Source organism: Halomarina ordinaria, assembly GCF_030553305.1.
Lineage (GTDB): Archaea > Halobacteriota > Halobacteria > Halobacteriales > Haloarculaceae > Halomarina > Halomarina ordinaria.
The window spans coordinates 90,160-102,598 of sequence record NZ_JARRAH010000002.1; the positions used below are offsets into that span (position 1 = coordinate 90,160).

The window sequence follows — 12,439 nt, forward strand, 5'->3', positions numbered from 1 at the left end:
TCGCGTCGCATACGGGGGCGAACGGACGAACCCCGAACGGCCCGGCCGCCCACGAGTCCGCACGCATCACGGCGCCCCACGGAAGCGCTCGACGGCGCGTTCGTCGAGTTCGACACCGTGTCCCGGTCGGTCGGGAACGGAGAGGAACCCCTCGTCGTCCGGCGTCAGCGGGTTCGCCACGAGGTCGTCGAACAGTTTCACCTCCATGTCCCGATAGAAGTACTCGACCCAGAGACCGTTCTCGACTGCCGCGACGAGTGAAGCGTGGAGGTTCCAGTTGTAGTGCGGGGCGATCGGTACGTCGTACGCGGCGGCATGGTGAGCTATCTTGAGCCACTCGGTGATGCCACCGCAGACCGTCGCGTCGGGCTGGAGTATCTCCGCCGCCCCCCGGTCGTAGAGCTGTGTGAACCGGTACCGCGGGCCCTCCAGTTCGCCTGTCGCGACCGGGTAGTCGATAGCCCCGTTGACGGCCGCCATCAGGTCGACCTTGTCTATCATCACCGGTTCCTCGATGAAGTAGGGGTCGTAGGGGTCGAAAGCCCTGCAGGCGCGGATGGCCTCCGTCGCGGTGGACCACGCACCGTTCGCGTCGAGCAGGAGCGTCCGGTCGTGGCCGATCTCGTCGCGGACCGCCGCGACGCGTTCGACCTCGTCGGCTACCGACAGCCGGCCGACCTTCATCTTCACGACGTCGTGACCCTGCTCGACGTAGCGGGCGACCTCGTCACGGAGTGCCCCGTGACATTTCTCGTCGCGGTAGTACCCTCCGCTGGCATACGACGGGACGCGATCCGCGTATCCGCCGAGGAGTTTCCAGAGCGGTTGACCGACAGCCTTCGCCTTGAGGTCCCAGAGCGCGATGTCGACGGTGGAGATGGCGCGTAGCAGGAGTCCCGCGCGGCCGATCTGGACCGTTCCGTCGAACATCTCGCGCCACAGTCGCTCGGTGTCGCGGGGGTCCTCGCCGACGAGCATCGGTCTCAACAGGGATTCGACCGCGCGAGAGACGAGGTCCGCCCCCTCGTAGCCGAGCGAGTAGCCGACACCCTCGGTGCCGTCGACCGCCCTGACGTACGTTATCGCGTGGTCGCGGTACTCTATCGTCCGATTCGAAAAGGAGACCGGTTCTGCGAGCGGAAGCGTCACCGGAAAGGACTCTACCGATTCGATCTCCATGGCATGTAGGCACATCACATTGTGAAATAGTTTTCCACGTCGGCAGGTATCGGACGGGTCGCAAAGAGAGGCGACAAGAGATATGTGCGACGGTCTGTCACCGTGCCTATGGACTTTCCGACCCGCGAGGCGGTCGACGAGCTGCTACCGGAGCGCACACTCCCACCGATGGCTGACGTCAGGTATCGGCCGCCGTCCGAGGCGCTCGAGGACGTCGCCGGAGCGGCCACCGCGGCCGTCGGCGATCTCCCACTCAGGACGCTGTCGGCGGGTGATCACGTCGCGGTGGGGGTCGGAAGTCGCGGAATTGCATCGCTTCCCGCTATCGTGAGCGCCATCGTGGAGGAACTCCAAGAGCGCGACCTGAACCCGACCATCGTACCGGCGATGGGGAGTCACGGAGGGGCGACCGCGGCCGGTCAGCGCGAGGTACTCGGGGCGCTCGGAATCACGGAACCCGCGATGGGGTGTCCCATCGACGCGCGTATGGACACCGAGCGCGTCGGAGTGGTGACCGTCAACGGCGTCGAGATACCCGTCCACGTCTCGACGGCCGCTCGTGAAGCCGACGGATGCGTCGTCGTCAACCGCGTCAAGCCCCACACGAACTACACCGGAGACATCGAGAGCGGTTTGTGTAAGATGTCTGTCGTCGGTCTCGGAAAACAGCGCGGAGCAAACGCCTTCCACGAGACCGCGCTGTCTGTCGGTTACGTTGAGACCCTCCGGACCGCCTTCAGCGCCGTTCGGACCGCTCTCCCATTGCTCGGTGGCGTCGCCGTCGTCGAGGACTTCTACGAGGAAATCGCTGTCGTCGAGGGCATCCCCGCCGCGGCGCTCCCTGACGCCGAGAAACCGCTGCTCGAACGAGCCCGATCGCTGATGGCGACCCTCCCGACGGACCGAATCGATCTGCTGGTCATCGATGAAATCGGCAAGGATATCTCAGGGTCTGGGATGGACACGAACGTCGTCGGCCGATACCGCGTTCTCAACACCGAAGACCCCACTCTCCCCGACGTGAAACTCATCTACGTTCGAGGACTCTCGCGAGCGACGAAGCACAACGGAATGGGTATCGGTCTAGCCGACTTGACGCGGCGGAGCGTGGTCGACGATATCGACATCACGAAGACGTACACCAACGCACTGACGAGCGGGTCGCTCGCCAAGGTACACCTCCCGCTGGTGTTACCGGACGACGAGTCGGCCATCGCAGCGGCGTTGGGGGCGCTCGGAACGGTCGACGACGAGACGGCCCGGGTCGTCTGGATAGAGAATACCTCGGAGCTATCACGGCTCCGGCTCTCGCCGGCGCTCGTCGACGAACTCGCCGACCGAATCGAGGTGGAATCCGTCGTCAATCCGACCTTCGTGAACGGCGAAGTCCAGTTCGATAGGCGTGCCGAGTAACTCGGCATCGCCTGAAAAGGCATATATACAAGGTAATGATATGGTATGTCATGGCTGACAGAGCCAGCGGTAGGACAGTGGATCGACGGACAGTACTACGAACGCTCGGCGTCGGCGGTATCGCAGGAGTCGCGGGGTGTCTCGGCGGGTCGAACGGTGGAAACAGGAGCGATGGTGATGGCAACGGTAGCGGCAACGGGAACGATAGTGGCGGTGGCGGAAGCGGACAGTATAACTGGGTTATCGGGACGAGCAGCGACGGTACGACGGCTCACACTTCCGGCGTTGCGTTTTCGGAGGTTGTCAACGAACACAGCGATATGATAGAGATGAGCGCCCAGACGAGCGGTGGGACCGGTGCCAGTCTGGCGCTCATGGCTCAAGGAGAAAACGAGGCGGGTACCATCACTACAGTCCTCGTCGACCGGGCAAACCGGGGGGTTGCTCCCTTCGAGGACGTCGAGGCCACTATCACACAGACGTTCTCGTACCTCACGCTCGACTTCCACCTGATGAAGCGCGAGGAGGCTGGACTCGACGACGTCGAGACGGTCGACGATATCCCCCCTGATACGCCGATGTCGTGGGGACAACGCCAAGGGACGAACTTCGAGGTTGCTGTCGAGGCGATGCAGCTCTCGGGAATCGATAACCCCACAGAGCACTTCACGGACCTCCGCGACATCGCTGTCGCGGACCAGGCCGAAGCGCTACGTGAGGGGCGCGTCGACATTATCATGCCATATACCGCGAACCTCACGAGCAAACTGGGCTGGGTCCAAGAACTCGACTCGACGGTCGACATCGAGCCGGTCAACTTCACCTTCTCCGAGGAGGAACTCCAGAACAGCAGTCTCCCGGTCGCGTACGGCGAGATATCACCCGATGTGTGGAACCAAGAGGTCTCCAAGCCCGCAACGGCACTCGTCACCGGGTATCTCGTCGGATTCCCTGCTGACACCGACGAGGAAGCGGTCTACGAGTTCACGAAGACCATCCTCGACAACTCCTCCGAGGTCAACGAGTACGCGGAGTACCTCGAGAAACTCAGTCCCGAGTTTGCCCTGGAGTGGCTGCTGAAGAGCGAGAACGGCCCGATTCACCCGGGGGCGGAGCGATATTACAAGGAAAACGACCTCTGGACCGACGACCTCGTCTCGCTCGACGACTACGAGAGCTGAACCACCGTCCGGTGGCCTCGCGGCTTATTATCTGAGAAAGAGACCGCGCGGAAGTAGTCTATCGGTCGAGTATCGACGGAATCCCCTTTTCTTTCAGCGTCCGAGCAATAGTGTTCTTTTGTATCTCGTCGGTACCCGCAGCGATCCGTCGACCGCGTACTAGGCGAAAGAGATACTCGAGTGGATGGCCCTTCTGGTAGGCACGCGCCCCGACTGTTTGTACAGCTTCGCTCGCGACGCGCTCGACCATCTGCGAGGAGTAGAGTTTCGCCATCGAAGTCGCCAGGCGGTCCGGGGGTGTACCGGCGTTAGCTGCCCGCACTCCCTCTCGATAGGCGATAGCCGTCGAGACCTCGATTTCGGTGAGCATATCGGCGAACTTCCACTCCATACCCTGAAAGTCGGCGATAGGCTGACCGAACTGCTCGCGCTCGGCGGCGTAGTCGAGAGCGTGGTCGAGTGCACAGGTCGCCCACGAGTTCGCGACGACAGCGCTACCCAGGCGCTCCCAGTTGAGCGCCTTCAATTGTTGTTTAAACCCTTCACGACCTCGAGTGAGGACATTCTCCTCCGGAATCTCGACATCGTCGATGGTGAAGTGTGTCTGCGTGTAGTTGACCATGTTTCGGTAATGTTTCTCGATATCGACCCCCGGCGCGTCGAAGTCGAGGACGAGCGACCCGAGGCCCTCGGGGAACTTCGCCCAGACGACCGCAGCGTCCGACGACGGGACTCCCCCGACCCATATCTTCTCGCCGTTCAGGACTAACGTTCCGTCGTCGGACTCGGAGACGGTCGTTTTCATCGATCCGACGTCTGACCCTGCGTCGGGTTCGGAGATGGCGATGGCGATGTGGCTTCGACCTTCGGCGATCTGTGGGAGGTACGTCTCCTTCGCAACCTCGCTTCCGAACATCTCGATGGCGCGGGGACCGACCATCTGTTGGGTGTAAACGAACCAAGCAGTGTCCGGGCAGACCCGCCCGACGGCTTCCACCGCCAACATGGCCTCGAACTCGCCGTAGCCCTGGCCGCCGTACTCCGGCGCGAAGTTCGCACACAGCAAGTCCGCCTCGGCGAGTGCTCGAAGGTTCGCCCACGGAGTCTCGCCGTTCCACGAGAACGCACGCCCTCGCATCTCCGCCTCGACGACGTCCTGTACCGATTCGACGTACTGTCGCTGTTCGGCCGATAACGTTGACATCACCTCCATCGAGGCGAATTACCCTAATAAATCATTTCCCCGACGGAATCCCGAGAGTTATACTTCTGTGAGACTCACAACGAATATCGAATTGTCAGATACTATTCCTGAAGGTATATATGTTGTAGCTACATCGTGATATCATAGCCCATGAGTGAGTTACTTACACGTCCTCTTCGGGGGAAGCCACTACTGCGGATAAAGTACCTGCTGTTGCTCGTCATCGGGGTCGTCGCGACGGCGTACCACCTCTGGTACGCTAGGTCGTACCCGTTCTCGATCGGCCTCCACATGGTCATCCACCTGGGGTTGCTTGCCACACTAACGAGTATCCTCGTGTTCGACCCCGACTTTCGCGAGGCCGACAACCTGCTGGCGAAAATCGACAACGCGGTGGTCATCCCCGTTGAGTTTCTGGTGTCCATCGGCCTCACGTACTACCTCTGGTCGAACTACCAGCGACTCGCGTTCGAGAGTCTGGGCATCTATACCGACACCGACATCCTCGTCGGCGGGGTTCTGATACTTCTGGTACTCGACCTCTCGAGGCGAACGTTCGGGTGGGTGCTCACGGGAATCGCGATTTTTGGGCTGGTGTACGCCCTCTATGGGCAATTCTTCCCCGGAATCCTCCAGCATCAGGGGGTCTCTTTCGAGCGACTCATCACGGCGAATACCGTCGAACTCGCCGGTATTTACGGACAGATCCTCCGGGTCGGGTCGACGTACATCGTGATTTTCATCATCTTCGCTGGGTTTCTGGAGGCCTACGGAGCGCTCAGCTACTTCATCGACCTCGGGGCACGCGCTGGTCGGAACATTCGGTCGGGTGTCACCCAGACTGCGGTTATCGCCAGTCTCGGAATGGCATCGGTCAATGGGAGCGCGGCGGCCAACTCTGCGACGACCGGGGCGTTCACGATTCCGCTGATGAAACGCGAAGGAATCCGCTCTGAAACCGCTGCTGCCATCGAGTCGGTGGCCTCTTCGGGGGGACAGGTGATGCCACCGATTATGGGGGCGGCTGCGTTCATCATGGCCGAGATCACCGGGACGGGTTACCTCGGCATCGTTCAGATAGGACTGCTTCCGGCGTTGCTTTTCTACGGGACGATTGTCGTCGCGGTCCATCTCATCACGCTGAAAGAAGGTGCCGGGAAGACGGATCTGGTCTCCGACGCGGAGACGAAGTCGGGGACATCGGTCCTCATCGACACGCGAACGCCCGAGGACCCGACGGACGTCAACGATATCGCGATCGGGACCACGGATGAGGAACTCGCCGCCCAGCTCGACCCCGAGGGGTCGCTCCCGCTCTGGAAACAACTCGTCAAGAGCTCGTTCCTGTGGGTGCCAGTCGGGGTGCTCATCTACACGCTCGTCTGGCTCCGATATGGCGCCCTCCTCGCGGGGTTCTACGCGACAATCTCGACGGTTCCCGTGGCATTCGTCCAACGCCTCGTCCTGAGCGATGAGGAACTCAAGACGACGGTCACCGGGTTCGTCGCCGACACGCTGGACGCGTGTCGCATCGGTATCGAGAACACGGCGCCGATCACGATGGCACTAGCGGTAATGGGCCTCTTTGTTGGCATCCTCAACCTGACCGGATTCACGCAGGTGTTCGCATCGACACTTGTTGACCTCGCCGGTGGGGTTCTGATTTTACTCGCGATTTTCGCGATGTTCGCTGCAATCCTCTTCGGACTGGGAATGCCGACAGTGGCGGCGTACATCGTCGCTGTCCTGCTCATCGCCCCTGCGCTGGTCAACGTGGGCGTTCCTCTCGAGACCGCCCACTTTTTCGTGTTCTACTTCGCCATTCTCTCGGCACTCACGCCACCCGTCGCCATCGCCTGCATTGTCACGACACGGATCGCGAACGCGAACTTCTGGCAGGTCTGCTACAAGGCGGTCCTGCTCGGTCTCCCGCTGTTCGTCCTCCCGTATGTCTTCCTCGTGAACCCGACGCTCCTCTACTGGGAGTTCCCGATGACACTCGTCACGTTCTTTGTCCTCTACCTCGGTCTGGCGGCTATTTCCGTTGCCGTCATCAACTACATCGACGGGCCACTCCTGCTGCCGGTCCGGGTCGGGATGGTCATCGTGGCACTGGTCGCTCTATTCGCCAACGCGTTCGCCGGTGCCTATGCTGAAGCTGTCCAAGTCGTCGCCGCACTTCTCCTGTTGTCAGTCTTTGCTTGGAAAACGCGAATCTACGCGGTGTTACTCGCTCGATTTACCAGCACCGATCTCGGCAGCTAAATCACATCTACGTCACGTACTCCGATAGTTTTACGATATTATGTGTTGCAGAGACATACCATGGGATTCGACTTCGATCCCGACAGTATCGCGATAGTCGGTGCGTCGTCCGACCTGACGCGAATTTCGGGATTGCCACTTCACTATCTGGAGAAGCACGGATACGCGGGGACGGTCTACCCGGTGAATCCGAACCACGATGAAATCGCCGGGAGGCAGTGTTACCCGTCAATAGAGACCGTTCCGGAGCCTCCGGATCTGGCGATGGTGATGCTACCCGCCTCGCTGGTCGTCGACATAGTCACTGATTGTCTCGCTATCGGTGTCGAAAACGTCGTCATCGTCAGTTCGGGGTTCTCCGAGACCGGCACAGCGCAGGGGAAAGCGTGGGAAGAAGAGCTTGAACGGCTGGCTGCCGAGCACGACGCGTTCATCGTCGGACCGAATAGCCAAGGTATGATAAATTTCGTGACGGACGTTACCGCCTGTTTCACGCCGGCGCTCAAGCGTGACGAACTTCTCACCGGTCCTGTGAGTTTCGTCACGCAGAGCGGGGCGTTCGGCGGAGCGCTCACGACGCTCCTCCAAGAGGCGGGCATCGGCCTCAACAAATGGATCGCGACCGGGAACGAGGCGGCCGTCGGGGCACTTGAGTTCGTCGACCAACTTGCGCACGACGAGACGACCGACGTCGTCGTCGGCTACGTTGAGGGGTTCGAGGACGCCCGACAGCTCATCGAACTCAAGCGTACCGACGCGGGCATCGACCTCCCGTTCGTCGTCCTGAAGGTCGGAACGTCGGAGCGTGGGCGTGCTGCCGCCAGCTCACACACCGGGAAGATAGCAGGAGAATCGGCGGTCTACGAGGCCGTGCTCCGTGAGCACGGCGTCATCGCCGTCGACGACATCGACATCCTCGTAGCGGTCACGAGACTACTGATGGAAACCAGCGTCGAGTCGCTACCCCGTGGTCGACTCGGCGTCATCTCGACGTCCGGTGGCGCAGGTGTCTACATCGCCGACCGCGCGGACGACCTAGGTCTCGACCTCGCGACCCTCGCTACTCGAACCCGAGAACGCATCGGACGTCACTTGCCGGAGTATGGGTCGGCGACGAACCCAGTCGACACCACGGCGGCAGTCCTGAATTCGACGGCCGCGTTCGAGGAGTGTCTGACAGCGCTCCTTGAGGACGACGGGGTCGATACGCTGCTGTTCCAGCTCACGAACGTCAGCGGCGAACGTGCGGCGAAACTCGCAGACACGGTTTGTCGAGTGAAAGGCGAGTATGAGAAACCCGTGATGGTCTGCTGGACAGGCGGCGTCGAGAAGACGGGAGGCATCGAGAGATATCGTGCGGCCGGCATTCCGGTCTTCGAGAACCCCGCTCGATGTCTGGAGTCTACCGCCGCTGTCGGGACGTTCGTCGCGGCCCGACCCGCACTCCGCGCCAGTAAGGACTCCCCCGCTCGGGTTTCCATTCCGTCGCTCGACTATGACCGTCCGAAGAAACTGACCGAGGTCGACGCGAAGGAGGTGCTCGCCGACTACGGCATCGAGACGCCAACTGAGCGATACGTGACGAGTGTCGACGAAGCGGTCACAGCGGCTGGTTCGATTGGCTATCCGGTGGTAGTGAAGATCGTCTCGGCTGCCGTTGACCACAAGAACAGAATCGGCGGCGTCAGGCTCGGAGTCGAAGACGCTGACGCGGTTCGGGAGGCGGCCACCGAACTCCTCGACATCGGGAGGACGGTCGACGAAAACGTCGGTCTCACGATTCAACGGCAGATCGAGTTCGAACACGAACTCGGCCTCGGACTGACGATAGATGACGACTTCGGCCCCGTCCTTATGCTTGGGCGTGGCGGGACGGAGATAGAGACTATTGACGACGTCACCTTCCGGACCGTCCCTGTCTCGACAGCGCAAGCCGAGCGTATGCTCGAGGAATTGACGACGGTACCGGTAGAGTCGTTCACCGACAAACAGCGCTCGTCGGTCATAGATGCGGTGACCGGGGTCTCGGAGCTGTTCCTGGACAACCGGTGGATAACCGAAGCGGACGTCAACCCGCTGGTCGTCACCGCCGACGGCACTGTTGCTGTCGACGCCCTCGTGACCGGTTACGAACCTGAGGCCGCCGGCGGAGGAGGGTGAGACCGAAGTGTAACACGTGTTGATACCGCTCGCCGTCCCCGCCGAGCGGACCGATCAAGGAGTCGAGGCCGTTGAGGCTCTTGTGACGAAGGGCTGTTGGGTCGGGGTTACGCTGCTCGACGTCTTCGAGGAGCTCGAGGTAACTGAGGCAGGATTCCGGGTGGCCGCTGCGGAACTGTACGATCCCGGTAACCACTCTAGAACTGTGGCGACTGCTACCGAGTGTGAACGCAGGCGAACGGTATCGAGATGAGGACCCGCCGTGAACACTGGATCCGGTCGAGCGTATCGTCGCTGTCGTGGACGAGGTCGGAGCGGATAACATCATGATGAGTGGACGAAAGCGGAGGCCCATCCCCAAGGCGCGCCTCGGAAGTACTACCCGGCGAGTGCTGCGGGATGCAGACCGACCAGTTACGGCCTGCCTTGGTGAGTAGACGAATCGAACTACTCGACCACGACGCTATCGGTCTGCTCCTGATTGCTGTAGGCGAGCTTCAGTTCGAGCGCATTGGCCGACCCGAGCAACAGGTCGGGGACTGTCTCCCGGAACAGTTCGCCCTTCATCCGGTGTGACGGGGCGGAGACACAGAGCGCACCCAGGACGGCGCCGTCCGCTCCCGTAACGGGGACGCCGACGGCGTTGAGACCGTAGATGTGCTCTTCTTGGTTGAACGCCACCCCTCGCTCGCGAACCCGCTCGAGTTCCTCGTGGTACGCTTCCCGATCCGTAATGGTGTGTTCCGTCTGCTCCGGCAAGCCCCACTGGTCGAGAATCTCGTCCACACGTGACCGCGTGTAGCCGGAGAGGATGGCCTTCCCCGCCGACGAACAATGAAGACGGATCTGTCGTCCGACTTCGAGACCGGCGCGAACGGCTTTTTGCCCCGTTTCTAAGTAAAGGTACACGCCCAGCCCGTGGTCTTCGACGACGAACTGGGCGCGCTCACCGGTCTCCTCGGCCACTTCGCGAACGTAGTCTTTCGCCTGGCGAAAGGCAGGGTCACGGGTTCGAGCGACCTCGCCGAGGCGGGCAAACCGGAGCCCAATCTGGTATTTCTGCCCACAGCGAGAGACATAGCGGAGCGAGTGGAGCGTGTCCAAATGGCGGTGAGCCGTACTCTCTGGCATGTCGAGTTCGGAAGCAATGGTGGAGAGGCGACAGGGCCCGTTCTCTTGCAGAACATGGATAATCTCGAAACTCGTCGCAGTTGTCTGAATCCCCGCCCTAGTGTTTGGTTCTGGCATATGTGAGCGTACCACTCATCTACCATAGTGTTTTCTACTCAGTGGAATCGTGACGAATCCCCTCAATTACATCTCCTATAGGTGTCTGATGCCACTCGACATGGGTAGAATCCATAAGACAAAACTTCGTCTATCGTATTGGCTTCCATCACACAGAACTGGAGCGAAATAGTGCGTCTGAGTAGCCGAAGACTGACTACAATAATGAATATGTAACAGCGGAAGATAGAAATACGCTCGACCAACGCGTTTCAGTTGGAGCTGAATTTGTATAGGCGGACATTGATTTCCATATGACGGAATTTATACGTCAATCTCCGTCGCGCCTCTGGCACCACACCTAACGTTCCCTCAAAATCGAAACACCTCCACCACTATATAACAAAACTACAGTTGTTATATAAAGTTTAGCCACCGTATTCAGTTACACTGCAGGACAGTCTATCTATAGTGAATAATCAATCCTACACCTCTCTCCGTAAAATTATATCGAGAAAATATGTACAGGTGTTGAACAATACCGAATTATTTCAAAGGTTAAAATTTTATATGATACAGGCCAAGAAATTCCCAATCCCCTGTTCCACGGCATCTGAGTCACGCGTATCCCTCGCAGAGTGGATTCACGACGAAGGGTTCTGTTCCCTACAAATAACTGATACCGTCACGGGATTGAGACACAAAAACCCCTCATAGAGTACCTTGACGAGATATTCCATGATCATCTGCGGACGGAGCAGCGCTACAGGTATTTGATGATTACTTCACCCTGTACTTATCACGCCTAACACTTCCGATTGGCGACACTCCAAGTAATGAGCAAGGCGACGAACCAAAGTCTAACAAAAATAGGAATATTATTTCGAAGCGGCATCATTCGATATATACGAACAGATGTTCGTACACTTATGAGAAATCTCGGTCCTTTGACGGCCCACAGCAGATAGAGAGGACCTACGCAAGCCACTTCGTGGATCACAACGTCCACTGGGAGGGCGTCTCAGGAATACGTTACCTTGAGCCCGATGACGCGCGCAGAGCGCTGGACCAGTTTCGGAATCTCTTCGCGGTACCAGTCGCCATTGATACGGGTGGTCGGTCCCGAGATACTGATCGCCCCGATGACACGCCCCTCGTCGGTGAGAATGGGTGCACCCACGGCTCGCATCCCGACGGTCCGCTCCTCGTCATTGAACGCGAACCCGCGGTCACGGATCGTCTTTAGTTCTGTTTTCAGCGTTTCGTAGTCGGTGATCGTCGACTCAGTGTCGTCAGTTAGATCAATGGCTTCAAGCAATTCAGAGCGCTTGTCTTCGTCGAGGAAGGCGAGGTAGCTCTTGCCGACGGCAGTAGCATGGAGCGCTACCATCGTACCGATGTACGAGTCGGTCCGGACCGCCTGCTCAGTCTTCGCCTGGTAGATATAGATTCCTCGTCCCTCCTCTTCGACCATCACTTGTCCACGCTCGCCAACGGAGTCGATAAGTGAGTCTACCTCGGCCTTTGCCACCTCGTACAATCCCGTCCGTGCGCGTGCTCGGTCACCGAGGCCGAGGAACCGTAGTCCGACGTAGTACGTGTCGTCTGCCCCTTTCGTGACGTACCCGAGCTCTCTGAGCGTCGTTAGGTGTTTGTGGACGTTACTTTTCGAACGGCCAAGTGCTGTAGCAAGGTCCGAAACGCCGGCTCCACCCATCTCAGAGAGCTGTTCGAGTATTGCGAACGTCGTTTCGACCGCACTTACTGTGCCAGCCGATGAGTCGGTTTTTTTCGGCATTGGGGGACTTTC

General features: G+C 59.7%; 9 protein-coding genes. 5 read left to right on the forward strand and 4 right to left on the reverse strand.

The window, feature by feature from the left end:
- Positions 1-66: 66 nt before the first annotated feature.
- Complete coding sequence (locus P1Y20_RS15335; protein WP_304449579.1) at positions 67-1,179, reverse strand: mandelate racemase/muconate lactonizing enzyme family protein; 1,113 nt, start codon at positions 1,177-1,179, stop codon at positions 67-69.
- 108 nt (positions 1,180-1,287) lie between these two features.
- Between P1Y20_RS15335 and P1Y20_RS15340 the strand changes: the two genes are divergently transcribed.
- A complete protein-coding gene (locus tag P1Y20_RS15340) occupies positions 1,288-2,592 on the forward strand; it encodes a nickel pincer cofactor-dependent isomerase, group 22 (RefSeq protein ID WP_379737947.1) in 1,305 nt (434 codons plus the stop codon).
- Positions 2,593-2,642: 50 nt separating this feature from the next.
- On the forward strand, positions 2,643-3,773 hold the full coding sequence (locus P1Y20_RS15345; protein ID WP_304449581.1) for a TAXI family TRAP transporter solute-binding subunit: 1,131 nt from the start codon (positions 2,643-2,645) through the stop codon (positions 3,771-3,773).
- Between the two features lie 58 nt (positions 3,774-3,831).
- Here the strand turns inward: P1Y20_RS15345 and P1Y20_RS15350 are convergent, their stop codons facing one another.
- Complete coding sequence (locus tag P1Y20_RS15350) at positions 3,832-4,986, reverse strand: acyl-CoA dehydrogenase family protein (protein ID WP_304449582.1); 1,155 nt, start codon at positions 4,984-4,986, stop codon at positions 3,832-3,834.
- Between the two features lie 141 nt (positions 4,987-5,127).
- Here P1Y20_RS15350 and P1Y20_RS15355 point away from each other — a divergent pair, with 141 nt between their 5' ends.
- From P1Y20_RS15355 to P1Y20_RS18785, 3 genes are all read left to right on the forward strand, one after another.
- Entirely contained in the window at positions 5,128-7,242 is a 2,115-nt protein-coding gene (locus P1Y20_RS15355) for a TRAP transporter permease (RefSeq protein WP_304449583.1), read from the forward strand.
- A gap of 60 nt (positions 7,243-7,302) precedes the next feature.
- Positions 7,303-9,402, forward strand: a complete 2,100-nt coding sequence (locus P1Y20_RS15360) for an acetate--CoA ligase family protein (protein WP_304449584.1) — start codon at positions 7,303-7,305, stop codon at positions 9,400-9,402.
- A gap of 269 nt (positions 9,403-9,671) precedes the next feature.
- Positions 9,672-9,839: a universal stress protein gene (locus tag P1Y20_RS18785; RefSeq protein WP_368662186.1), complete on the forward strand. Its 168-nt coding sequence runs from the start codon at positions 9,672-9,674 to the stop codon at positions 9,837-9,839.
- A 10-nt stretch (positions 9,840-9,849) separates the two neighbouring features.
- On the opposite strand, the gene P1Y20_RS18790 is transcribed toward P1Y20_RS18785, so the two are convergent.
- Both P1Y20_RS18790 and P1Y20_RS15370 read right to left on the reverse strand, forming a co-directional pair.
- Complete coding sequence (locus P1Y20_RS18790; RefSeq protein ID WP_368662183.1) at positions 9,850-10,650, reverse strand: IclR family transcriptional regulator; 801 nt, start codon at positions 10,648-10,650, stop codon at positions 9,850-9,852.
- Between the two features lie 1,000 nt (positions 10,651-11,650).
- Entirely contained in the window at positions 11,651-12,427 is a 777-nt protein-coding gene (locus tag P1Y20_RS15370; RefSeq protein ID WP_304449586.1) for an IclR family transcriptional regulator, read from the reverse strand.
- Between the last annotated feature and the right edge of the window lie 12 nt (positions 12,428-12,439).